Genomic DNA, 24,314 nt, shown 5'->3' on the forward strand with positions numbered 1-24,314 from the left:
AATCCTTTCTTATCGGTTTATCACTCGACCAGCTCCAATTAAATGAGCTTGCCAATAACTACTGTTCAAATCGGCATAACCAATCGGATCACCTGCGTGAAACATTTGGTTATCGCCTACATAAATACCTACGTGCGTGACATAACTACCTGCATTATAGGTAGAGTGGAAAAATACCAAGTCACCAGCTTTGGCTTCGGACATGGGTATGTGGGTTGTTGCGTCATATTGAGCTTGTGCGACACGAGGTAACTGGATTCCAGCCTTGCCATAACACCACTGAACAATACCAGAACAATCAAAGCTGGTACTTGGTGACGCACCACCAAAGACATACGGATAGCCCTCATATTTTAGAGCTTCATTCATAATGGCTTGGACGGTTTCATCGTCAAAGTGGGCTGGTGATAAATACTGTTTTACCAACATGACATAAAACATATTGCCGTAGTTGTACCGCCAGCCCCCATTGATGGGGATTGCGATTGGGTTTGGATAATCCACTTTCTTACCACCAGCCTTATCCCTTGAAAAACTCTCTGCTAGTGCAAAGGTGTATTTCTTACCGTTCTTTGCTACATAGTTTAAGAATCCACCACCATAGTTATAACTTTGAATAACAGAATCAATATCACAGCCAAGACTTTCGGCACTGGCTAACAATTCGCTGAAATACTTACAGCCTTGTTTGATGGATTCCTCGGTACTCAAACTGTTAGGTGGTAGCCCAAGGGATTCACTGGATTGCATGACATCTTCGGCAGTACCGCCAGATTCCACCTGCATAATTGCCAGAATGTAATTGACGTATTCTTCAATGCCGTACTCCTTGCAATATTTCACCACCATAGGTTTGTGTTTTAACACTTCCGCTGATACGTTCAGACCACCATTTTCTAAATCAAAGCCACCGCTAGAACTATCGTCAGAATCCGCAAATACCACCACCATAAAAAACAGTAAACCAAAGAATAGGGAGAATACCACACCAGAGATAGCCACATATTTTAGCTTCATTTCTTACGCCCTCTGGTGGTTTTGGTTTTCTTCGTCGTTCTAGTTGTCTGCTTCGTAGTAGATTGGTTCTCCTTTACATTGGTTACTCTAGTTGATTCCTTTGCCGGTATCGTCCGATTATCAGATGAACGGTTCTTAATCACTGGTGGTTTTGGTGGGTGTTTGTCCACCTGCACATTCTCACGGCTAATAGTTGGTGTCCGACCAGTGCTTTCCGTTTTTGGCGTTGGTGGTGTCGCCGTTACAGGTCTAGTCGGTTTAGTTTCCGTAGTCGCTGGTTTGGTTCTAGTATCAGTGGTAGCTGGAACTGGTTTATTACGATTCTCATAGTCACGCTGATACTCTCGTTGACGCATTGAATACATCGGTTCAGTCTTATCTTTATCCTGCTTCGCCTTACCCAGTTCAAGGCGTTTTTGTGCAAGATTAGCTCGTTTCTGGTTACGGTTTTCGGCTCGTTCTTCCTGTTTTTGCTTTCTGGTTTCCGTCACCGATTGGGTAAAGTCCGACGCATTTTGCACAAGGTCACGTTTGCCTTTATGAAGTGCATACTTCACATTGGTAGGAGTATTTTTCACTTGCTCGGTCATATCCTTGGCTTTATCTACTACACGATTTTTAGTGTCCATGACTTGACCTGTTTTCTCGCCGACTTTTTGCCCCATAGAGCGAGGTTCAGTTGTTGGCTTCGTTGGATTTCCCCTTGTCGTTGAGCTACCATCGGTAGAGCCGTTGGTTCGTTCATGGTTGGCTTTTGTAGTTTTCGCCGTGGTATCTTTGGGTGCTTTACTACTTGGGGATTTCCCAATGGCGTGATTGACGCTTCGTTGTAACTTCCTTGCTTGACGGTTCATAAACATACGAGGTCTACGGAACATACGCCGACCGACATTTTGGGAATCGTTGCCTTGTAGAGCAAACATACTCATGATGTCACCTAGCTTGAAGTAGATACCAGCAAACGTGACTATCTGTAAGAACATAATCATAAAAAATGGTGAGCTGGCAGAGATACTATAAAGCATAGTGGAGATACTAAATGCTACGGTAATAATTAGGGTGATACCAGCTCGTGTCATAATCACATTGAATAGCTTCGTTATCGCTCGTTTGCTCATACCCTCAAAACTTGGAATCATACTTAGCAGAAAACTTATCGGTAGGAACATGGCAAAGATGATAAAAAGCACCTGCGAAAATATCATGATTCCAGTCAGCAGGAATACAAATATCGAGATTCCGATATTGAAGATAAAGAGGAAGAATACCGTACCAAGTCTGGAAATGGTATTGGTGATAGTAAGATTCTTATTGTCCTTATCCTCGATTTCCTCAATGACAATATCTTCTCTATCTTCGCCGTTGTTGGTGTCTGGACTGGTCGATAATAAATTCTCTACCCGATCAGCACCAAGAGCGTCAACGTTGGTTGAACCAAACTGTAAAAGTAGCCACGGTTGTTTCACTTGTACCGAAAACAAGCTGTCACGAATCATATCGACGCTATCTTTGCCTTGGCTGTTGGTATCTGGTAAAACAATCTTTGTACCTACATCAAGGCTGGCATTACTCACATCTTTGGAAAAGTCGTTAATCTTGCCAATGTAGTCTGGAGCATAGGCAATGAATGAAGCCGATACGATAAAGACCACCACAAAGTTTAAGACTGCTCGGACTGCCTTAGTGGTTTCACGCTTCAATAGTCCTGTGTAAGCAACGTAGATTCCTAGAACCAGAATCAAGATAAGCAGGAATCCCACATAAAAGCCAGAACTTGAAAATCCAGCTCGTGTCACGCCTGCAATGGTTTGAATATTTTTACCGATTGAATCAGCGGTCTTGCCTACAAAGTCTAAACTATATGCTTCTTGTACCAAGTAGCCTGTGGCATTAGATAAATACAGTGAGATTGTCCAGATAAAATTGGTGATGGCATACAAGCCATACATTACTGACTTGCCTAAACCGTCCGACCAGTTCCACGGCAACCAGCCCCAGCTATTATCAACATAAAAATCGAGTTGATAGTTGGATAGCCCATACTTGGAATACTCATTGGCGGTATTGATGGTATCGTCCACTAAGCCAGTCGCATGAACTACCGTACCAACGCTGGCAAGCATAAAGATAACGGCAACTATGGCGACTACCGCTAAACTTGCGAATCTCAAAATCTTCTTAGGCAAGGGCTGTTGCTTTCGTGCCTGCTTTTTCTCGGCTTTCTTTTGAGCTTTTTTCTGTCGTTTAATCAATCGTTCCTTTCGTTTACTTTCTTTGTCTGTCATTATTCCACCTCATTTCTCACTGGTGGTCTGGTGTCAAAGGCATGGAGTAGCTCTTCAAAGATTGGGTGGAACTGCATAACGCCCACACGACCATAAAGGTCACTGATAAGGCATTGTCCGTTTTCCAATTCACGCAAGCGTTTCTGGTTACTTTCATCTTCCTTATCCACGCCGAAGAACTCTAGCGTTTTCTTGATTTCCACTAAGTCCGTGGAACGGAACGCAAATTTCAGACCAATATTGTTTTTCATCTTCTCGTCCAGTAAATCGTCCGCATTTTGGGTAACAAAATAGACCCCAGCGTTCATGGCTCGTCCAGCTCGGACTAGCTTCATGGATAGGGTCTTTCCTTGGGCGACTTGTAAGAAGCTCCACGCTTCGTCAAGGTCTACGATTTTAAAGATGGAACGGTCAGAGTGAATAAAATCTAGGGCAAAGGTACTAATGACAATCAGCATTGCCACGCTTAATAATTCCATTGTTGTGTATTCCTCAAAAGAAGTGTCTGCGTCTGGCAACACCAAGTCCGCTACTTGAATGATGTTTAGTTGCTTTTCTAAGCTGATGGATTGTTTGACGTTCCCATCACTAAAGAGCAGGTGTGCAAAGTCATAGTCCACAAAACTTTCGATATGGTCGGCAATGCTGTTACTGATGGTGGTATCTTCTTTGCGAAGTTGGTCAATTACCAGTAGTAAGCCACGCTGGTTACTCTGGGTGACGTTACGAATGGCTTTTCTAAGCACGGGGAATTTCTCACTATCACGGCTAGAGATACCCGTTAGAAATGTGAGAATATCAATCGCCAGACTTTCGGAATCTTTCTTGCGTTTCAAAATTACATAAGGGTCAAGTAGTCCTTTGTTTTCCTCGTCACTGGTAAGGTTCACGATATTAATTTCATGGGCGATTTCTGGTAAGGTTTCTTTCCAGTTGCCACGTTCGGCTTTGGGGTCAACAATCACCGCTTGACCGCCGAATAATACGGCGTAGTAGACCAGCATATTGTTACTAAAGGATTTACCGCCACCAAGCGAACCAAGAAACGCTGACGCTAGAGCGTTAGTAACTGAACCTTTTACCCCTTGGCTGGCAAGGCTTGGTTTTAAGTAAATATTGCGTCCAGTATCAAGGTTATAACCGACATAGATTCCCTCGGTTTCTCCTAACATTTGCGTCGCTCCAAAACCAAGTCCAGCCAAAAAATCAGAAGTCACATACTGGATATAGTCATTTAAGTATCGCTTGGACGCTGGGATAAATTCACCGTGTAGTCCTAACATATCGCCAAAGGGACGCACGAGTTTGATTGATAAGTCGTCGTAGAAGTCTTTGACTTCATCACACCGTCTTTTCAACTCGTCGAGATCCTTTGCGGACACTCGGATAACATAGCTCAATTTATACATGGATTCTTTGCTTTGGTCTAAGTTACTTTCCAGTTCGTTCACCGAATCCAAAGCGTCCACTACATTAGAGCTGGTTTCATTGTCACTTTCCCAAGCGTGGCTATCTAAGTCTTTCAGTTCCTTTTTCTTATTACGAACTGTCGTTAAGGCTTTCTTGTTGGCGACGATTTCCACGTTCATACTGGTGTCGATTGGGAAGGTGAATTGTTGTTGCTGGTAGTAAAAGATTTCACTACTTGGGAAGTCCAGCTCACCCACAATGGAATTAATGGTGAAATAGGCAACGTAGGTTGTCATGTCCTCATGTTCCAACCGTAAGTACCGCTGATTTTCCTCAATCAAACAACGTGTCGGTTTTAGAATGTCATACTTTTTCACCAGCACTTGTTTGTCTTTATACCGTTTCGGCAGGTGATATTCGTATTCCTCATACGGTGTACCAGTTTGACCGTAAAGGTGTTCAATGATGTAACCAAAGTCGTTTTTGTCCAGCTTACGGATTTTGAACCGTCTGGATATTTTACTTTCCAGTAAGTGTTCCATCTTAGAAAAGCGGTCAATTTCATCATTGCTCATAGATACAAAATCGCCCATCAGCTTGTGATTGACACCGTGAATAAATTCTTCAAAGGCTTTCTTGATTTCCGCACCAATACTTTTGATAGATACTTCTTGGTCGTTTAGCAATAACTTGAAGCCAATAAAAAAGCGATAGTCTACTTGATTGTCACCAATCATAGAAACTAACGCTTCGGTCTGTTCATCTATTTTTTTGTGGGCTACATCTTTTAGCCGTCCAGTGACTTCCTGCTTGGAGCGTTCCTGCGTCGCTCGAATACTGGATTCCGTCGCCAGTTGTAAGGCATGGATTTTTCCATCACGATTTTGGGCGATAAGCTGACGGAAGTTGTCATGGACTTGGTACTTTTCATCTGGACTTAAAAAGCTGTAATTGTAAGGTATCAACTCATAGTAGGCGAAGCACTCGCCGTCATGGTTGAATACCAGGTTATTCTCTATATACTTAATTGGGTACGCCATAATACATTTCACTCCTTACTATGGTGATGGTTTCATCTAACCGTTGATTGTGTAGTTTCACAGGTTTACCTGCGTAAGTGACCTTTGGTTTCACCATATAGGTGATAATAGATTTAAGGAATCCATAGGGCTTTTTACCATCAAAGGTTTTCTGGCTCATGAACCATGTCAGTCCAACAGGGATTCCAGCATATTTTAATAATGCACCGTCAATCATGGATAACGGCGGTAAATTCCCAAAGAGTATCACTAGGAATAGTGATACCACAAACCATGTCATTTGGGTAAAGGTGACAGGAAAAGGGAGCTGTAAATCATTGATGGCATAAATGACTTTTTCCACCGACCAGATAGAGGTATAGCTTTTGATTTTCTTCATTTCATCACGTCCTTTCTGTTTTTTTACATAGAAAAAGAGCAATCGACTGCAATAGTGGATTGCTCTTTAGAGAATGTTGTTATTTATTTTTGTTCTTAATCCAATTTGCGATAATTTCACCATCACTTTTTAGGTCATTAGGATCTGTTGAATACATAAAACTTAAATTAGTTTCTTTAAGGAGTTTGTCATACAAAACAGGTCGCAATATTTTCGTCTTATTATCATTAAATGGACTTCTTTGACCAAGTGCTCCATCTTGTTTGACTGCATTTCTCCTAACTGCGTAACAATATATTTTATTAGGGTCTTCAGAATCACTTTTACTGAGAGATGATACCATAGCCTTTTTTTGAATTTGAGTTTTATTATTACTTACTGAATCAGGTATAAATTCAGCCAAGCAATTATAAAATTGTGTTTCAAAATCTCCAGAGTTAGGGTTGTTTTCAACACCAAAAAAATTCTTGACATTATCTATATCAGTTAATAACCTCACTGAATTAGCATAGGTAACTAGACTTTCTGAAAAATCTTTTTCATTTAGAAATTCTAGTTTCACTAATGAGTATGGTGGTGGATTTTCTCCAGCTTCAATTCTTTTTACCAAAACAACATATCGCTTTTTTTTATAAGAGAAATCAAAAGCATCAATTACCCATTGTTTATCTTTCATATCTTCAAACAAAAGTTTTAAATTACCAAATACATATGACATATAATCTTCCTTTCCGAATGTAATATAGTAGTTATATTATAACACGGATTTTTATAAGTCAGGCACAGTATTCAAAGACACCATGAGAGGTAACAAGATAATTGCCCTCGATTTCCATGTCACGACCAAGAGATTGATAGTCGATATAGTTTTGTAGGTTGCTTGGTACTTCTCCAAGCTGTCCAGTTTCTTCCACGTAGTAGCGAGCAATATCTTCCATAGAATCACAATCGCTGTAACATTGAATATCATCTACGTGTTCCAGCAGTTCTTCCAAAGAGCCAAACCACATACCTTGAATCTCTTTTAGTTCATCAAGGATAGGCGAACCCTCTAATTCCATCACCAGTTCACATAGGCGGTTGATTTCACTGATAGAAGTGTACTCGCTGATTTCAAAGGGCAGTTCGTAATCGTGAATGGCGTATTCCTCATACTCACCATTTAAGCCGATACGTTCTTCCATTTCTTCGTAATCAATAGGTGGGGTGAACCATGCTCCTACCAGTTCACCCTCGTTGTACTTGCCAAGATTGGCAACATAAACTTGCATTTCCATTTTGTGCCACCTCCTACGCACCGATAATCTGGTTGAATAGACGAAGTAGTACATCTTTCACACCGCCAGCGTTGAATACAAGACCTACGGCAATCAAGGCGATAATCACAAAACCAATCAGCTTTGAGAACTCACGCTTGAAGCCTAAGTACAGACCAATCACCACGATTGCTAAAAGTACCAGCGATTGAGCATTGTTTAAAAACCAGTTGTAAAGATTTTGTCCAAAATTCATTCTTCATTCCTCCTTTGAATTCCTTCTAGTTGCTTGTCTGCTTGTTTACTAATCTGCATTAGGCTCATCAATGTAACGCCAATGAGAACACCTAATCCAATAAGTAGAAAACGGCTAATCAATAGCCACATAAAATTCTCCTTTCCATCAAAAAAGCGACCTCTAAGTTAGAAGTCGCAAGTTACGCTATCCGCTAGACAATCACCTCCTCGGCGGACAGATTTTGTTGTTCAATTAGTTTCTCGTGTTTCTCGGTGAGTTTGGCTTCCTTTATCATTTCTGGTAGGACATTGGTTTCATTTAACACATCAAGAATACTGGTTACTTTAAGCGTGGGTGCTACTTGATGGCGTAGCCAGTTGAGCGTCCGCTCATAGCTGTATGGCTCTGGTTTGGTAGTTAAGCGTAATTCACCTCGATTCTTACCAATGAACCATTCCCAGCGTTCATTTGTCTGCCAGTCGCTACGACGTTTGGTATCGTCTTTATCCGTAAAACGCAGATACCGATTGATAATCTTAAATGCCGTTCGTTCCGCATTTTCAAATTTCAATAAATCCTCAATGGCTTTACTGGCTCGCTCATTTTTCAAGCGAATCTCAAAGCGGTTTTTTACGTCCGCTTCATCAAGAGGAATATCATTCTTCACGTATTGTTCGTAGTCCTTTTCATAGATACAGAAGTAGACCTCACTTTTTAGTGAACCAATGTAAAGGGTATTTCCCATATCTGGCTTTTCGTCACGGTGGACTAACCCACCGCTACGATAGTTCTTGAAGCTACGAAAGACGGAGATACATTCTTCTTCGTCACACTTTTTTGCCAGTTCTGGAATATCCAAGATTCCGACCTTATCGTTGATGGCAAGGTCTACTCGTTTGAATACGGCTTTGACATTTAAGCAATCACGGAAGAAGTCATACCAGTTACGGTGCTGTGCCAGCAAGAAGTTTTCATACTGGCGACAACCTTTTCCTTTGAGTTCCAGCAACACGCCTTTGGTTAAGTCGTGGGAACAAAGCACCATGACATCACCGAAGCGGTAATGCTCTGGATAGGAGTAGTAGCCAAAATCCTCATGAATCATGTAGTCAATGTTCAGCCGTAAAATATCATGAATGACAAAGGCGACGTTATCTGTGGGGAATCGAATCCGCACATAGTCGAATAACATTTCTAAGGGGTTATCTGGATTGAAGTATTCCAACTTTTGTAGAATCAGTTCCTTTAGTTTGGAATCCACCTCTACTTTGTGGTTCTCAATCTTGTTAAGATATTCTCTGGATATACCAGAGGCGATAGCCAGCTTATTTTGCGATATGCCATAAGCCAGTCGCTTTTCCTTTAATTCTTCAATCCAAGGGGATTGTTTCAATCGCATTCCTCCAATCAAAAAAAGGTGTGAACTATTGAGAGCTAATTCACACCTTACATACATTCGCTAAATCCTTGATAAAGCCAAGGGATTTTCGCTATTCTATTGCTGTTTCTTATTGTTTTTGTGCCCCCCTGTTAGGTATAGGGGGCTAGTCGCTTGGCGTGGCTTACGCCACACCAAGTCAACGCTCGTCTGCACCTGTGGCTTGCACTTCGTCCGCCACTGGCACAGTCGGCGTTCTGGTGGTTAGGTTTCCTATGTTTTTTAGGAAGTCGTATTTCTTTGGTACAAGTGGGGTGTAAAATTCGCTGATTACACTTGTTCCAACATCTACATAGCCACGCCCTTTGATGGGTTTTAGGAAAAACTGCTTTTGCACATCTGAACCAAACATCATGCCATAGCCTAGCTCACTCATACGACCAAGGGCAACACGGAAATTGAACTGGTCACGAATCCCGTCGCCGAGATACTTTGCGTCTGGACGCTGGCACGCTAAGATTAAAAAGAATCCTGCTTGTCGTCCAAGCATGACGATCTGTTTTAACTTATCGACCACCTTGGTACTTTCTTTTCCCAGCATATCCATAAAGGCGACGTATTCATCAAAGATTAGAAAGTTCGCTGGCAAACCTAAGTAAGCATAGTTTTCACCAGTCTTATAGTTGGGGTGTCGCTTCATTTCCTCACTACGAGCCAGCATATCGTTATAAAAGCGGTCAATACACGCCATCATATCGTCTTTGCGATAGTAGACATTATCTATCACTGTTTCAAGGTCTGCCAAGTCAGCGTTCTTTGGGTCAAGAACATACAGCTTGGAATCAGTACGCAATAGTGCTTCGATAATGGTAAGGATAAAGTAGGTCTTACCGCCACCAGTACCACCAGCGATTAACATATGAGGTAGTGAATCATACGCCCAATAGACGTTATCCATGAGTTTTAAGCGACCACCTTTAGCGACCACTTCATCAATGGTGATACGGCTGTTAATAGTATCATACAGCAAGGTGTATTCCACATAAGATTCCTTTAATTCTTTATCAACCAGCTCACAGAATAAGCCTGTTTCCAGCTTCTTTTCTAACTGTAAAAGCTGGTCTTGGTATTTCCCCATTGTGATTTCCACGTTGATATGGATAAGCCCATCTTTCAAGTAGTAGTACATCTTGGGGAAGTGGCTGATTTTTTCTTTGGTCTTAGAGCTTGGCAGGTCTTTGAAGAAGCCATCATCTTGAATTTGCTCGGATTCATACCAGCCATTTTGAAGAATCATAAGAGCCAACTTTTGGCGGTGTTCCAGTTGCTTTACAGAATCAATGCGGTATCGGTAGTAAAGAAAGCCGATAATTAGACATACAAAAAGGGTAGTGATTACACTACCCCAGAAGTACGGTCTATGAAGTTGTTTAATAAGGCTATCAACTGTAACGCTATTCCAATCCACCGCCATAAGTGCCGATAGATGAAACGGTATCATCACTAGCAGAAATAAAAAACTGAATCCTGCTAGTGCAGTGTTGTAAACTAGGCTTTTGTCACTGGCTCGTATTCGCTTGCCTTTGTATTTGAAAATAGAGGTTCCTCCTTTCTGGATAAAAAAACAAGCAGGGGTTAAACTGCTTGTTTAATAAAAGTGACTTTCACAGTATGAAAGTTAGAACTTGCTCTAGTCTTTTTTAGCGTACAAGAAAATCATAAGTATTCTTGCTAATGCTCATACATAAAAGGCTAAAATTTTATATAAATATAGTTTTTAATCATAAACAACCACCTAGAGTAACAATGACATTTGTATACTTGTATCCTTTATTTTCCCTGCTACACTCCATAACAATGAAATAGTCGCTCTCATTCTCAGCTTTAACAACAATACCTTGTGAATACCGAGTTTTCCAAAGTGGTTTAACTCCATAATATTGAGCGACAAAATCATTCGACGGATTAGGTGCCTCTACACTGAAATTATTTTCAAATAGCCATGCATGATAATTTTTAAGTGCGGGCGGAGGTCCCATTATCTGAAATGCCATCATCGTCGCTGATTGAAATTCCATTTCCTCTTCAATGTTAATCACATACTTTTCAGTCGGATTAAGTCTGTATCCATCAATTGAAGTCATTTTTCCCGCATTTTCATTGAGTTTAATTTTTTTCATTATTCATTCTCCTTTCGCTCTTGCATCAGTATAAGGTTGATTTTGTGAAACAAATTTATCGACATTTAAAAATGATTTGCCCAACTCATTTAAGGTAAGTACCAACATATATTCGGCAACTTCTCCTGCATGGTTAATGCTACGCATTGGGTCTAATTTTTCACGAAAATCTTCAAATGTATCTCCCACAACCAACCACTCATCATCTTCTTTATCATAATGACAGTGATATTCACGCCACAATGTTTCGTCATCTTCCTCAAAAAAATCCTCGTCGGCAGAAAAATCTGCCCACGGGAATAGTTTTGGAAAAACCATAGTATACGGCGTAAAGGGAAACCAATATGGATACGAATATTCCTCAATGCTTTTTCCATCATCAACAATTAATTCTGTGGCTCCTCTGCCACTACTCTTGTTTATCCACTCCGTTGAATGCAGTTTGATTGTGCCACCCGCTTGAATGATGTTCATAAATTTTTTTTGAGACAGCAAAAAGTTGTAATTTGCAACGTGCTCTGGCAATTTGGTAAAAGAAATAAGCTCTTTATTTGACGAAGCATTTAAGAAAACTTGAGCTAAAGGAACTTTAACAAAAAACCCCTTCCCTTTCCCACCTTTAGTTTTCTCAATAGTTTCAGTTGTTAACTTTTGCCAAATGCACATATTATCATCAGGGTTATATAAAACAACAATACAAGGTAAAGAGTTCGTCGTCCAATAATTGTATTGTCTATCATTAATATCACGGAAAATTATATAATCATCCTTTTTTTCTTTAAACCAACTTGCCCCCGATTTTATTTGCAAAGCAAGAAGTTGCTTTGCTTCACCAGAAGATTCCGTCAACTCCATATGAGCATCAATACCAACGTCATCAACTGGTTGCTCTCGAAACATCCAGTTATTGCGTGCAGCAATTTTCCCACAATGATACACACCCTCTCGTTCAGTTGAATTTGCCATAAATAATCTCCTTTTCAATAATCGCTATAAAACAAACCAACACGTCGCCTATAATTCACATGCTTTCTTTAAATTCTTAGAATCAAGTCCTGTAACGATTAATATTTTATTACGATAGAATTTTCCTTTTGATGCTCATAAATTCATCAGCAAATGTTTCGGCTGTTGTTCTGTTTTTCACAACAGCAATTGTTTCTTTATTGAAGTTAGCGGCTTTTGTCCAATTAAAAGTACCATGAATAACAGTTTGAAAGTCTATGATACAAAATTTATTGTGCATTATATTCTTGTATAAAGATTTTATTGTTACCCAATGGGTAGGGAACTCTTTATCTAAATCAATTCCTGAATTACGATTTTTCTCATTATCATCAAGAATAATCTCAATAGTAAGTCCTTGTTTTTTTTTCTTTAGTAGTTCTTTATACAATATAGGGTCAGTAAACCATGCCATAGCAATCCAGATTACATATTTTGCATTTTTTATTTCATCAACAATTTGTTTTTGTATGTTCTCAAACAGAACGATTTGACTTAAACTATCATCATTTGGAAGTTCTCCTGGTCGAATATCTAATCCCCAAAATTCATAATCATCATTTGGAGGATAAATACTATCACAAATATCAAACAAATAGTCTTTGTACTTTTTGAGTTCAACTACTTTCTGGGGAATGATACATAAATAAATATATTCTTTACAGTGATTCCATAAATTTCTGGTAAATTCGCCCGTTTGTTCATTACGAACAGTTACCAATTCCAAGAGAGGTAATATCTGTTCTTTATTAGGGTTATCATCAGCTTTTACAGTATCAATTAATAATTTTTTGAAATCTTGTCCATTCATTCTATACTCCTAAATTTCTTTTTCATTTATTATATCAACCCCATTAAGTTTTGAATAGCTCTTATTTCACACTGTTTTTATCTGGATTCTGCTTCGGTGGCTGTGGTTGATTTCCAGCAGGCTTTTTCAAGATAATATCATCTGCCTTGATATACCAATCCACGTCTGCCCCTTGGAACGTAGCAGTTGCTACGGTGTCTGCTACTGGAGTGATAAGCTCTACCTCGGCGTTGTAGTCAAAGTTTTTCTCGCCAGCTTCGGCAGGAATACTCACTTGAATCATGCGTCCTTGTCCTTTGGATTTGAGGTCATAAGTACGTTCCTTGACCTGCTCGGTCACATTGCCCTCATCATCAACGACTTTGACCTCACGGCGTAATGCGGAGAACTTCAATATTCCAAATGTTTCTACTTTTTCAATAACGATTCCTTGTGCTAATCTCATATATTTTTACCTATCCTTTCTTATTCTTTCACCATATCGTCGGCGTGCATAATGTAATTTGTGAATCCACGAGTACCAATCTTATAGCCCTCGGCTGTAATCTTAGGGTTAATCAAGCGGATTTTGTCCTCGGCTTCAAAGTGTTTCTCGCCAGCTTCAGCAGGTAAGATAACCACAATGTCGTCTGCTCGCTGAATCGTGGAATATAAGTTGTAGCTTCGTGAGAGAATGGTCGGCTTGCCATTGATACGGCGTTGTTCTACCTTACCCTCACCAGCGTATTCTAATTGTCCAAATGTCTTTTCCATGTTCGGAATTACGTGTTTTAGTTCCATAAATTTTTACCTCTTTTCTTTCTATTGTTTTAGTTGTTATTTGTATTCAGTTTTTAATGACAGGCGTTGTGCTGTCGGAGAACGTATCGGATTCATCTTTCACCAGCTTTCTAAATCGAAAAACGCAAGGGGTAGTCATTGTTTATGACTGATCCTTGCGTTAAGTCGTTTCTCATTATTCAGCTTTTGCTTTTTTGCGACGGAAGTAGACCACGCCCATCACAGTTGCGGATAATGCCAATCCAATCACCGCCAAAGCGATATTGGTTGTATCACCAGTTTTAGGGAATGAATTTTGCGTTGGGGTTTCTGGTGTTTTCGGTATTTCAATTTTCTGGTTCGTCATTTCACATTTCACCACCTCTCCATGTTCCTTGATTTCAAATTGCATAAGGGTTTCGTCTAACCGATAACCCTCTGGTGCGTCAAACTCTTGGAAGTAGTAAATGCCTTTTGGTAATTCCTTGAAGCGGAATACACCGTTTTCGTCCGTGCGACCCTCGATAAGAACATTTTTGTCTTTATCTAAGATACGAACGCCTGTATCTGGTAGTAATTCACCAGTGGAAACATCTTTCTTTTCCAGTTCTGCTGTACCTTTGATAAGGTGGTTTTTTAGCTCAAACAGAATGGTTGCTTCGGTTTCCTCTGTAGTAGCTGGTTGTTCCCCAAGCAATTCGTTTTTCTCATTAAAGGCTTTGATACCGTCTTTGGTGGATTCAATGCGAATCACTTCATCTGATACGAGGAAGTCGTCAGATGATGGGGCTTTTTCTTTCAAGAAGAATGTACCGACTGGAATCTGCTCGAAGATACCTAAGCCATCTTTGGTGATAGTAACTTCTTGTAAAATAGCACCGTCGGTATTTTCCAGCGTAAATATTGCACCAGTTCCTAAAGCGTCATAATCATAGACAAGTGTATTCTCATCAAATACTGCTCGCTCATTGACTTTCTTAATCGTGAACTGGTTGAAATGTAGCTTGTTTAAGATAGGGCTACGAGTAATCTTTTGCATGGTTTCACGACCATAAACCACCGTATCTTGGTAGATATGGATAGGGAATGTGGCGTGGTTATTTTCAGCCGTAAATTCAAAGTCATACTCGGTATCACTAGAGATATGAGAATCACCAGAATCTAACTCTTTCATGTAGTATTTTCCCTGTGGAAGTTTCAGCTCGAAAACTGCTTTTCCATCTTTGACTGCTTGGTAGGCAACTAAGGCGTTGGCAGGCACTCGTAAAGAATCCGATAGGCTTTGTGCTTCACGAGTGAAGATACCAAAGACCTTGTTGTTTCCTTGAATCACTTCAAGCTCTGGATTGTTGTTATTCCATGTAGCGATTGATTCCTCATTCTTGAATAACTGAATGTCTAAGGATTGGAAATCGTTGGTCGCCGTAAGGGAAGTAGAAGTCAGTTCCACTAATTGACCTGCGTATTTCAGTTCAAATGAAATTGGTGTTGTATCAAGGATAAAGCCATTCGGAGCTGATACTTCAATCGCTTGGTATTTCCCAAGGTATAACTCTGGTGATGTCCATTCGCCGTTTTCATCTGTTGTGACTGTTCCAACGGTTTCACCTTTCTTTACTCGGATAGTACCGTCATTGGTTTTAATATCTTCTACGGCTTCAAGGCGGTAAGTAACACCTGCTACTGGTTTATATTCATAGACAAATTCATAGACTTTGCCATAATCAGAATCTTTGACCTTAACATCAATCGGTGTCTGTCCAGTCTTAGTTAAAACGGCAACACCTTTTTGGGATTTATCTTCAAAGCGAATCTCAATTAAGCCATCATTAGAACCATCAACTTTAAACTTCACTGGTTCTTTGGCTAATAAGTAACCCTCTGGTGCTTGGACTTCGATTAATTCGTAATCACCATAGGCTAATGATTCTGGTGTAATCAAGTAACCCTCATCATTGGTAAAGAATGTATCGGTGTCGCCATCTTCATTGAATTTCGGCATAGATACCAGCTTACCAGTTTGAAGATTTTTAATCTGGAAGCCAGCGTCACTTCTTGGAATGGTTTTACCAGTTTCAGCGTCTACTTTGACAACTTTCAACTTTTCCTCAATGACTTTATTCTCAATGGCATAGTGGTGGGTTTCGTTCTGCTCACGAATCGTCACCTTGAAGTCTTTGGCTGGCTCGTAGCCCTCTGGTGTTTTGGTTTCCTTGACGGTGTAGCTGTCATAAGGCAAGTCTGTAAACTTCAAATAACCCTCTTTGTCGGTTAAACCTTTCTGAACCAGTTTTCCAGTGGTATCACTAAATACCGAGAATTCCACATTTTCCAGTGGCTTGATTTCTTTTTTGTTCAATAGGTTGGCAAGTGTGCCTTTCCAGTCGTAGTTACCAAACTTCACTAAATCAAAGCCACCAGTGATAACCGTTTCTTTGACAGTTACGGTTTCGACGGTGGTTTCTTCGTTCTGACCTGCATACTTTAAGGTGAAGTGATGTTTTGTTTCATCAAGTAAGTAACCCTCTGGTGCTTCGGTTTCAATCCAGTAATAATCATCAAGGTATATGCCTTTGACAACGGCTTTTCCATCTTTGATAGTGACTGTTTTTACCACTTCATCATTGGCTTTACAGCGTAACTCATAGATAGCACCGTCTAGCTTTGCCCCACCTTGGGGTGTTGAACCAGTTTTAGAATCCTCTTTGATAATCGTTGCATTTCCCTTTTGTTCCTGTTCTTCTTGGGCGATAGCAGTAGAAGCAATTTCCACTGTCTGACCTGCATATTTTAGTTCAAATGGAATCTTGCTTGGATTCAACAAATATCCTGCTGGTGCTTTGGATTCCAACGCATAGTATTTGCCTAATTTCAAAGGTGAGGAAATGGCTTTCCCATATACGTCAGTTGTCATAGTAGAAACCTTTGTACCATCTACGTTGTAAATGCCATAGACCGCACCTTGTAACGAGTAATATTGATTGAGCATGGAAGAACCAAACTCTTTACCAGTCTTAGAGAGCATGACTTGTCCAAGCTGTTCCTTATTGTTTAAGGTTACTGATACCGTGGTATTTGGTCTGATAACTACCTTTTTGATTTCACCTTTATTAACGTAACCATTTGGAGCGGTTACTTCGGTGATGGTAACCGTTGTTCCCTCTTTTATATCCTTGATGGTAGCCAGTCCGTTTGAATCCGTCGCGATCTCTTTAGATGTGCCGTTGTATTCAAACTTTAACTTAGCATTAGGTAAGGCTTTACCAGTATCTTCGTCAATCTTTTTGGCTTGGACATTTCCAAGATGGATAACATCAACCTTAACCGACGCTTTTTTGCCGTCAGCCAGATAGAACTTCGCCAAGGATTGAGAATTGGACTTCTTATAGACAACGGAAGTACCAACTTCATTTTGAGGTACTTTGCGGAATGTGATAGTACCATCATTAGAGTTTTTACTTGGTGTAATCTTCAAGGTGTTTCCGCTGTGGTTCGCCGTGGCATTTGCACCATTGGATTCCAAGGTCATGTCTTTTAGGACACCGTTGGAATCCGTTAGGGTGATACTATCACCAACCGTTACCGATACCGACTGACCGTTGAATGATGGTAGGGTATCATGTTTATTCACCTTTGCCATGATGTCAGCTTTACGTCCTTGATAATTTGGCACAGATGAGGAAATGTATCTATCGCCCAAGGTTTCCCATATCATAATCTGGGTTGTGGCATAATCAACATTGGTACGGCTGGTATTGGTGTAGCCGTAATAAGCGATTTTCGCTAAGAGGTCTTTCTTACTGTTCACTAATGTTTCTGGAACGTAGCCACCGCCGTCTACTGCCATGACGTGAGATTCTACACAGAACACAGGCTGACCGTTTAGCTTCATAATGCTAAAGTTACTGAATTGTTGTTCACCAGCATAAGGACTAACACCGTGATAGGAGTAGCCAGTCTTTGTGCTGGTGTCTAAGATGTTCGAGCTGGCATGGACTGGTAACGGATTGGAGAGCAACGCTCCACATAGAGTTACGGCAACCATGATAAGGCTCAATACTTTTGTTTTGATTTGATTCATACTCAATTCCTTTCTCTTTCTTTTGATTTTGGGTACAAAAAAAGACGCTTCCTTTTACAGAAACGCCTTATTTTGGCGAGTAAATAGATACTATCTACTCCAATATTTAGTTTTTATTTTTTGTGTTCCCACTTACTAGGTCTATGACTACCGACACATTGATGTAGTCTCGAATCTCCTTATTTCGTATTTTATCCCCCTCACCTGTGAAGACGATATGTTTGTAAAACTGCCTAAAATTAAGGATTTCCAGCCTTAGTGTCGTTGTAGCAACACTATTGTCTCGACGTGATAAGTCTGAGGAAACAGATCCACCGGCTGGATTTTTTTAGTAGTATAGCCTTGTTCACCAAACAGTTTCAAATCTCTTGCCAAAGTGGCAGGGTTGCAAGAGACATAAACGATTCGTTTTGGAGCCACGGTTACTGCCGCTTCGATGAAACGAGCGTCCAATCCCTTTCTTGGCGGATCCACGAAAATCACATCTGGTTTCAGACCTTCTCTAGCCCATTGGGTCATGACTTTTTCGGCTTTTCCCACAAGATAAGTCGTGTTTTTGATGCCGTTGATTTCTGCATTGATCTTCGCATCGGCAACCGCTTCAGGAATTGATTCGACGCCGTAAACGTGATCTACTCGATCTGCTACTGACAAGCCGATGGTGCCGATACCAGAATAGGCATCGATCACTACATCTTCTGGCTTCAATTGGGCAAAATCAAACGCGGTTTCGTACAAAACTTCTGCTTGTTGCGTATTCACCTGATAAAATGAAGGGGCTGAAATACGGAATGTTTTTCCCAGCAAACGATCTTCAATGTAGCCTTTGCCGTAAAGAACGACTTCTTGGTTCCCCAAAATCACGTTGGTGCGTTCTTCGTTGATGTTTTGGATTACGGAAACAACTTCCGGCAATTCTTCAGCAATAACGCTGGCGATTGTTTCGCCTTTGAAGAATTTCGCTTTACGGGTCACGAGAACCACCATCATTTCATGGCTGTAATGTCCACGGCGAATAACGATATGTCGCAGGAATCCTTCATGAGCAGTCTCGTTATACGCTTTGACACCAAAGCGTTCTAAGATTTCCCGAACTTTTATGATTGCTTTATCAATGGCTTCATCTTGAATGTAAAAATCATCAATCGGAATCATATCATGGCTGTTTTTCCGGTAAAAACCGGTAGCCAACTTCCCATCAATCTTACGCACGGGAATCTGAGCCTTGTTGCGGTAGTGCTCAGGCTTAGTCATGCCGATAGCCGGCAGAACCGGAACATCTGGCATACCAGCGATTTTGCGCATGTTGTTGGCGACTTGTTCTTGTTTGAAAAGCAACTGACTTTCATATTGCAAATGGCTTAACGGTGCAATCCCTGTCCGCAGCAGATCTTCATTGACGGTTTCTACTCGAGCTGAACTCTTTTCTTCGTAGCTGAGTACTTTGGCAAAGCCGAATTTGTTGCCTACCTTCAATACTTTGATTTTAACGACTTCTTGTGGCAGCGCATTTTCAATAAACAACAGGTAATTGTCGACTTTGGCAATCCCCATTCCTTCATGGGATAAATCGGTCACAGTAACCGTTAATTCTTGATTTTTCTTCACTGGGTATTCTTTCACATTGATCCCTCGACTTTCTTCGTACATCATACGGGAAACCACTCCCGGTTACAACCTTTTTCAGAGCCTCTTAAAGCAATCACAGCTTTCCGCTACCTTTACTCCGACAAATCTTAGAACTCACACAAAAAAAGGTGAAACCAAAGTGGCGATTTCACCTTCATTTCCTGCTTTGCTTGCGTGTCATTGTGATTACTATTGCTTCGGAGATTGTTTATCATCAGCAATTTTGCCATCGCCATCCAAATCCTCTTGAGACAGGTGCTCAACTTCCTGGATAAATTCCTTACTGACAATATCAAAGTCTCTGTCTGCTTCATCCATGCCTACCACTGCTTCGTCTGGTATATCATCCAGGTTGGCATACATTTCGATATGTTGATGAAGATTGGTAAAGGTCATTGGCGCATCACCACCATACTCCCCATCTAGATTGATCATCAGCCGATCCTCCGTTTTAGGAACAACTTCTAATTTTGAGGTCTTTGTATACAACAAACGAGGATCTTTGATGTGTTTTCCACCGTTCATCATGAGGGCTACCAGGTGTACGATTTCAAAAACATTGGCCGTTTTCACAACAATCAGTGAAAATTTTCCGTCATCCAGTTTAGCATCCGGAGCAATTTGCTCGAAGCCGCCTACTGAGTTGGTTAGACCCAGGAAAAACATGGAGGCATTGCCTTCATAGACCCCTTCATCATAGACTAACTTCATAGGAATCGGTTTGACCCGCGGCAATAATTCGGCCCCTTTGGCTAAATACGCAAGATAACCAAAGACACTTTTCAGCTCTGAAGGGACATCATACGTCAGCTCCGTCAAATGCCCACCCGCCGCAATATTGATAAAATAGTCGTGGTCTGTCTTACCAATATCCATTTTGACCGTCTGTTTTTTCAAGATGACCTCGGCTGCGGCTTTGACGTTGTTACGAGGAACTTTTAAAGCCCGGGCGTAGTCGTTGGTTGTCCCGGCCGGGATAATCGCCATCTTCGGTCGTTTTTCCAACGGGGCAATACCGTTGACAACTTCATTGATTGTACCGTCTCCTCCGGCAGCAACAATCAAGTCAAATCCTGCTAGACCGGCACGGCGCGCTTCCTTAACGGCGGAATTTGGTTCTGGTGTTGTCGCATACGCGCTGGTTTCAAAGCCGGCACGCTCCAAAACATCCAAAATATCTGCCAGATTTTGTTTCATGATCTCTTTTCCGGAGGTGGGATTGTAAATAACACGGGCTCGTTTCATCAAGACCGCTCCTTTCCAGGTTATTTCAGAAGGCACGCAAATGACAGTCCAGCTTTTTCACCGAGACTTTTTCGTGTCTATTCATTTCATGGGCTTATGGTGCAGTTGCCGTTCTCCTAAATTTTAGCATAACACAACGGTCTGTGCCAATCGCGGCACAGACCGTTTCTACAAGATCCTCTTGATTTACAGAGGATGCACTCTTTTTTTAGCGTTTGGCCAATTCTTCTTGCAACAGCTTATTGACAACCCCCGGATTGGCTTTTCCTTTAGTGGCTTTCATGATTTGGCCAACTAAGAACCCGACAGCACGGTCTTTCCCGTTTTTGAAGTCTTCCACGGATTGCGCATTGTTGTCAAGAACCTCATTGATGATTGGTAACAGTTGTGCTGGATCAGAAAGTTGTACCAACCCTTTTTTCTCAACGACTGCTTTAGCATCACCACCGTTTTCAATCAATTCTTTGAAGACTGTTTTGGCAATCTTGGAACTGATGGTTCCGTCTGAAATCAATGTGATCATCCCTGCCAGGTTTTCAGGTGTCAGCTTGGTTTCTCCCAGTTCCAGTTTTTCACTATTGAGATAAGCGGAGACTTCACCCATCAACCAGTTGGAGGCTTGTTTGGCATCTGCTCCGGCGGATAACGTTTCTTCAAAGAAATCAGACATTTCTTTGGTCAACGTCAAGACTTTCGCATCGTATTCAGGCAATCCCATTTCCTCAACATAGCGTAGGCGCCGAGAAGCAGGCAGCTCAGGCAGTGTTGCTTTCACTCGCTGAATCCATTCGTCATCAATGACAAAACGAGGAATATCCGGTTCAGGGAAGTAGCGATAATCGCTTGAGCCTTCTTTGACACGCATTAAGATTGTCTTGTTTGTCGTTTCATCAAAACGGCGAGTTTCTTGTTGGATTTCCCCACCAGACAACAAGACTTTGGCTTGACGTTTTTCTTCAAAAGCCAGCCCTTTGCGAACAAAGCTCATAGAGTTCAGGTTTTTCAATTCCGTTTTGGTCCCGAATTCTTCTTGCCCATAGGGACGCAAAGAAATATTGGCATCACAACGCATGGAGCCTTCTTCCATCTTGACATCAGAAACCTCAGTAAACTGAATGATTGAACGCAAGGCTTCCAGATACGCATAAGCTTCTTCAGGAGAACGCATGTCCGCTTCTGATACGATTTCGATCAAAGGCGTGCCTTGACGGTTCAAGTCGACATAGGAATAGCCACCGATCCCGTGCATATTTTTACCGGCATCTTCTTCCAAGTGAACCCGTTCAATACGAATCTTTTTCTTCTTGCCCTCTACTTCAATCTCAATCCATCCATCATGGCCAATCGGCTGATCAAATTGTGAGATTTGATAGGCTTTGGGATTGTCAGGATAGAAGTAATTTTTCCGGTCAAAATGCGTATCGTGGGAAATTTCGCAATTCAATGCCAGAGCTGCCTTCATCCCAAATTCGATAGCTGCTTTGTTCATAACTGGCAGAACCCCAGGGTATCCCCAGTCGATGACGTTGGTGTTACTGTTTGGTTCTGCACCAAAGTGAGCCGGCGCCGGTGAAAAGATTTTAGAGTTGGTTTTTAATTCCACGTGGACTTCCAGCCCGATGACTGTTTCAAAGTTCATTAGTCGTTCCCCCCTAAAATCACTGGTTTTTTCGTATGGAAATCAGTCGCCTGTTCAAAGGCATACGCTGCTTTATACATTGTTGCTTCATCAAAGGCTTTTCCGATAACTTGTAAGCCTACTGGTAGACCTTCAGAAAAACCAGCCGGAATACTCATCCCAGGCAGGCCGGCTAAGTTTACCGGAATTGTCAGGATATCACTCATATACATAGTAATCGGATCATTGATATTTTCTCCGATACCAAATGCTACTGTTGGTGAAGCCGGGCCAATGATTAGATCATAGTCATGGAAAACTTTTTCAAAATCTTGTTTAATCAATGTCCGAACTTGGCCAGCTTTTTTGAAATAAGCATCGTAATAGCCAGCACTCAACGAGAAAGTTCCCAACATGATGCGTCGTTTTACTTCATCGCCAAAACCTTCGCTACGAGAATTGACATACACATCTTCTAAATTTTTCACATCTTCAGAACGATAGCCATAACGGATGCCGTCAAAGCGTTGCAGATTTGAGCTGGCTTCAGAAGAGGCAATAATATAGTAAACCGCCACACCGTATTTTGAATGAGGCAAGCTGACTTCTTCGACTGTTGCTCCCAGCGCCCGGAAAGTGTCGGCGGCTTTCAAAATAGCTTCACGAACCCCTGCTTGTACTCCTTCGCCTAGATATTCTTTAGGCAAGCCGATTTTCATGCCTTTGATATCTCCGGTTAATCCTTCAGTAAAGTCTGGCACAGAGATACCTGATGAGGTACCGTCTTTTTCATCATAGCCTGCGATAGCATTTAAAGTCAGGGCATTGTCTTTTACGGTACGCGTCATCGGTCCGATTTGATCCAATGAAGAGGCAAAGGCAATCAAGCCAAAGCGGGAAACACGACCATATGTCGGCTTCATGCCTACAATCCCATTAAACGCAGCGGGCTGACGAATTGAACCACCCGTGTCAGAACCCAATGATACTGGGACTTGTCCTGCTGCCACAGCGGCTGCTGAGCCACCAGATGAACCGCCGGGAACTTTGGTCTGATCCCAGGCGTTTTTAGTTTTCTTGAAATAGGAAGTTTCGGTAGACCCCCCCATAGCAAATTCATCCATGTTTAGTTTTCCGACTGGGACAAAATCCGCACCATACACTTTTTCCATGACGGTAGCATCGTAGATTGGGTCAAAATTGTACAAGATTTTGGAAGCAGCTGTCGTGAGAATATCTTTGGTCACGATATTGTCTTTGATCCCAATAGGAATCCCTGCCAGCGGATTAGTTTCTGTGATTCCTTTTTCATCCAGCGCTTTTGCCAGTTGCAGTGCTTTTTCATCAGCAAGCGTAATAAAAGCGTTCACTTGTTCGTCAGTCTCTTGAATCCGATCGATGGTTGCTTGTGTCAAATCGACAGCTGTGATTTCTTTGGATACCAAAAGATTGTGCAGTTCTTCGATTGTTTTGTCATATAATTTCGTCATTAGGCGCCTGCCTCCCCGTTATCGATGATTGCCGGCACTTTGATAAAGCCGTCTTCTTTTTCGGGAACATTTCTCATCAATTCGTCTCTGTTCATACCCGCTTGGGCCCGGTCAGGACGCATCACGTTAACGGTTTCCACCACGTTTGAAGTAAAAGGAACACCCGCTGTGTCCACTTCTTCCAACAATTCCACCATATCGATGATTTTCCCTAATTGATCGGTAAAATCCTGTAATTCGTCGTCGGAAAACTTGAGCTTCGCAAGTTTTGCAACGTGTTTGACTTGTTCTTCAGTAATTGCCATAATTTCCCCGCTTTCTGTGCAAAGAGCGCACGAATCCTCACGAACATCAAATGTTCTCACTGAAACAAACAATGCTCCTTTGAAAGTTGATTGCTGCCAATCGTAGGCTTTGTCTATAAAGGGGTCTGTTCCAGTCTTTCTCCTTATAATGAAATAACTTTCGCAATATTTCAAGGATTAATTTCAGC

General features: G+C 41.4%; 21 protein-coding genes. All 21 read right to left on the minus strand.

Annotated features, from left to right (window positions below):
* Positions 1-9 precede the first annotated feature (9 nt).
* Positions 10-1,017 carry a lysozyme family protein gene (locus BAU14_RS13420; RefSeq protein ID WP_161900615.1) on the minus strand — a complete coding sequence of 336 codons (1,008 nt, stop codon included), beginning with the start codon at positions 1,015-1,017 and terminating at the stop codon, positions 10-12.
* Complete coding sequence (locus BAU14_RS13425) at positions 1,014-3,140, minus strand: CD3337/EF1877 family mobilome membrane protein (RefSeq protein WP_237580478.1); 2,127 nt, start codon at positions 3,138-3,140, stop codon at positions 1,014-1,016. Before BAU14_RS13425 ends, BAU14_RS13420 begins: the two co-directional genes overlap by 4 nt.
* Positions 3,141-3,301: 161 nt before the next feature.
* Positions 3,302-5,752, minus strand: a complete 2,451-nt coding sequence (locus tag BAU14_RS13430; RefSeq protein ID WP_161900616.1) for an ATP-binding protein — start codon at positions 5,750-5,752, stop codon at positions 3,302-3,304.
* Positions 5,736-6,131, minus strand: a complete 396-nt coding sequence (locus BAU14_RS13435; RefSeq protein ID WP_161900617.1) for a conjugal transfer protein — start codon at positions 6,129-6,131, stop codon at positions 5,736-5,738. Before BAU14_RS13435 ends, BAU14_RS13430 begins: the two co-directional genes overlap by 17 nt.
* Positions 6,132-6,210: 79 nt before the next feature.
* Positions 6,211-6,849 (minus strand): DUF6037 family protein, encoded by a 639-nt coding sequence (locus BAU14_RS13440; RefSeq protein ID WP_161900618.1) that lies wholly within the window; start codon positions 6,847-6,849, stop codon positions 6,211-6,213.
* 58 nt (positions 6,850-6,907) lie between these two features.
* A complete protein-coding gene (locus tag BAU14_RS13445; protein WP_161900619.1) occupies positions 6,908-7,408 on the minus strand; it encodes an antirestriction protein ArdA in 501 nt (166 codons plus the stop codon).
* 13 nt (positions 7,409-7,421) lie between these two features.
* Complete coding sequence (locus BAU14_RS13450) at positions 7,422-7,643, minus strand: hypothetical protein (RefSeq protein WP_161900620.1); 222 nt, start codon at positions 7,641-7,643, stop codon at positions 7,422-7,424.
* Positions 7,640-7,774, minus strand: coding sequence for a DUF3789 domain-containing protein (locus tag BAU14_RS14550; RefSeq protein ID WP_161900621.1), 135 nt, complete (start codon positions 7,772-7,774; stop codon positions 7,640-7,642). Before BAU14_RS14550 ends, BAU14_RS13450 begins: the two co-directional genes overlap by 4 nt.
* Before the next feature lie 62 nt (positions 7,775-7,836).
* Positions 7,837-9,033 carry a MobT family relaxase gene (gene mobT / locus BAU14_RS13460; RefSeq protein ID WP_420022097.1) on the minus strand — a complete coding sequence of 399 codons (1,197 nt, stop codon included), beginning with the start codon at positions 9,031-9,033 and terminating at the stop codon, positions 7,837-7,839.
* A 169-nt stretch (positions 9,034-9,202) separates the two neighbouring features.
* The gene (locus BAU14_RS13465) at positions 9,203-10,600 is read right to left on the minus strand and encodes an FtsK/SpoIIIE domain-containing protein (protein ID WP_161900747.1); all 1,398 of its coding nucleotides are present in this window, start codon (positions 10,598-10,600) and stop codon (positions 9,203-9,205) included.
* 184 nt (positions 10,601-10,784) lie between these two features.
* Positions 10,785-11,183, minus strand: coding sequence for a hypothetical protein (locus BAU14_RS13470; RefSeq protein ID WP_161900623.1), 399 nt, complete (start codon positions 11,181-11,183; stop codon positions 10,785-10,787).
* Positions 11,184-11,186: 3 nt separating this feature from the next.
* Entirely contained in the window at positions 11,187-12,149 is a 963-nt protein-coding gene (locus tag BAU14_RS13475; protein ID WP_161900624.1) for a DUF4365 domain-containing protein, read from the minus strand.
* Between the two features lie 109 nt (positions 12,150-12,258).
* Positions 12,259-12,999: a phospholipase D-like domain-containing protein gene (locus BAU14_RS13480; protein WP_161900625.1), complete on the minus strand. Its 741-nt coding sequence runs from the start codon at positions 12,997-12,999 to the stop codon at positions 12,259-12,261.
* A 61-nt stretch (positions 13,000-13,060) separates the two neighbouring features.
* Complete coding sequence (locus BAU14_RS13485; protein WP_161900626.1) at positions 13,061-13,444, minus strand: YdcP family protein; 384 nt, start codon at positions 13,442-13,444, stop codon at positions 13,061-13,063.
* Positions 13,445-13,464: 20 nt separating this feature from the next.
* Positions 13,465-13,779 carry a YdcP family protein gene (locus BAU14_RS13490; protein ID WP_161900627.1) on the minus strand — a complete coding sequence of 105 codons (315 nt, stop codon included), beginning with the start codon at positions 13,777-13,779 and terminating at the stop codon, positions 13,465-13,467.
* A gap of 175 nt (positions 13,780-13,954) precedes the next feature.
* The gene (locus BAU14_RS13495) at positions 13,955-17,839 is read right to left on the minus strand and encodes a SpaA isopeptide-forming pilin-related protein (protein WP_161900628.1); all 3,885 of its coding nucleotides are present in this window, start codon (positions 17,837-17,839) and stop codon (positions 13,955-13,957) included.
* Between the two features lie 255 nt (positions 17,840-18,094).
* Positions 18,095-19,462: a 23S rRNA (uracil(1939)-C(5))-methyltransferase RlmD gene (gene rlmD / locus BAU14_RS13500; RefSeq protein WP_161900748.1), complete on the minus strand. Its 1,368-nt coding sequence runs from the start codon at positions 19,460-19,462 to the stop codon at positions 18,095-18,097.
* Positions 19,463-19,657: 195 nt separating this feature from the next.
* Positions 19,658-20,713 carry a diacylglycerol kinase gene (locus tag BAU14_RS13505; RefSeq protein ID WP_161900629.1) on the minus strand — a complete coding sequence of 352 codons (1,056 nt, stop codon included), beginning with the start codon at positions 20,711-20,713 and terminating at the stop codon, positions 19,658-19,660.
* Positions 20,714-20,921: 208 nt separating this feature from the next.
* On the minus strand, positions 20,922-22,352 hold the full coding sequence (gene gatB, locus BAU14_RS13510; protein WP_161900630.1) for an Asp-tRNA(Asn)/Glu-tRNA(Gln) amidotransferase subunit GatB: 1,431 nt from the start codon (positions 22,350-22,352) through the stop codon (positions 20,922-20,924).
* On the minus strand, positions 22,352-23,821 hold the full coding sequence (gene gatA / locus BAU14_RS13515) for an Asp-tRNA(Asn)/Glu-tRNA(Gln) amidotransferase subunit GatA (protein ID WP_161900631.1): 1,470 nt from the start codon (positions 23,819-23,821) through the stop codon (positions 22,352-22,354). The genes gatB and gatA overlap by 1 nt, the downstream gene beginning before the upstream one ends.
* On the minus strand, positions 23,821-24,126 hold the full coding sequence (gene gatC / locus BAU14_RS13520) for an Asp-tRNA(Asn)/Glu-tRNA(Gln) amidotransferase subunit GatC (protein ID WP_161900632.1): 306 nt from the start codon (positions 24,124-24,126) through the stop codon (positions 23,821-23,823). Before gatC ends, gatA begins: the two co-directional genes overlap by 1 nt.
* Between the last annotated feature and the right edge of the window lie 188 nt (positions 24,127-24,314).

Origin of the sequence: Candidatus Enterococcus leclercqii, assembly GCF_009933135.1 — a bacterium.
GTDB classification, from domain to species: Bacteria; Bacillota; Bacilli; order Lactobacillales; family Enterococcaceae; genus Enterococcus_C; species Enterococcus_C leclercqii.

Bases quoted from the DNA above. Each gene is read 5' to 3' on its own strand.
- BAU14_RS13420 (WP_161900615.1), bottom strand. From the start codon at position 1,017: ATGAAGCTAAAATATGTGGCTATCTCTGGTGTGGTATTCTCCCTATTC.
- BAU14_RS13425 (WP_237580478.1), bottom strand. From the start codon at position 3,140: ATGCTTGCCAGCGTTGGTACGGTAGTTCATGCGACTGGCTTAGTGGAC.
- BAU14_RS13430 (WP_161900616.1), bottom strand. From the start codon at position 5,752: ATGGCGTACCCAATTAAGTATATAGAGAATAACCTGGTATTCAACCAT.
- BAU14_RS13435 (WP_161900617.1), bottom strand. From the start codon at position 6,131: ATGAAGAAAATCAAAAGCTATACCTCTATCTGGTCGGTGGAAAAAGTC.
- BAU14_RS13440 (WP_161900618.1), bottom strand. From the start codon at position 6,849: ATGTCATATGTATTTGGTAATTTAAAACTTTTGTTTGAAGATATGAAA.
- BAU14_RS13445 (WP_161900619.1), bottom strand. From the start codon at position 7,408: ATGGAAATGCAAGTTTATGTTGCCAATCTTGGCAAGTACAACGAGGGT.
- BAU14_RS13450 (WP_161900620.1), bottom strand. From the start codon at position 7,643: ATGAATTTTGGACAAAATCTTTACAACTGGTTTTTAAACAATGCTCAA.
- BAU14_RS14550 (WP_161900621.1), bottom strand. From the start codon at position 7,774: ATGTGGCTATTGATTAGCCGTTTTCTACTTATTGGATTAGGTGTTCTC.
- BAU14_RS13470 (WP_161900623.1), bottom strand. From the start codon at position 11,183: ATGAAAAAAATTAAACTCAATGAAAATGCGGGAAAAATGACTTCAATT.
- BAU14_RS13475 (WP_161900624.1), bottom strand. From the start codon at position 12,149: ATGGCAAATTCAACTGAACGAGAGGGTGTGTATCATTGTGGGAAAATT.
- BAU14_RS13480 (WP_161900625.1), bottom strand. From the start codon at position 12,999: ATGAATGGACAAGATTTCAAAAAATTATTAATTGATACTGTAAAAGCT.
- BAU14_RS13485 (WP_161900626.1), bottom strand. From the start codon at position 13,444: ATGAGATTAGCACAAGGAATCGTTATTGAAAAAGTAGAAACATTTGGA.
- BAU14_RS13490 (WP_161900627.1), bottom strand. From the start codon at position 13,779: ATGGAACTAAAACACGTAATTCCGAACATGGAAAAGACATTTGGACAA.
- BAU14_RS13495 (WP_161900628.1), bottom strand. From the start codon at position 17,839: ATGAATCAAATCAAAACAAAAGTATTGAGCCTTATCATGGTTGCCGTA.
- BAU14_RS13505 (WP_161900629.1), bottom strand. From the start codon at position 20,713: ATGAAACGAGCCCGTGTTATTTACAATCCCACCTCCGGAAAAGAGATC.
- gatB (WP_161900630.1), bottom strand. From the start codon at position 22,352: ATGAACTTTGAAACAGTCATCGGGCTGGAAGTCCACGTGGAATTAAAA.
- gatA (WP_161900631.1), bottom strand. From the start codon at position 23,821: ATGACGAAATTATATGACAAAACAATCGAAGAACTGCACAATCTTTTG.
- gatC (WP_161900632.1), bottom strand. From the start codon at position 24,126: ATGGCAATTACTGAAGAACAAGTCAAACACGTTGCAAAACTTGCGAAG.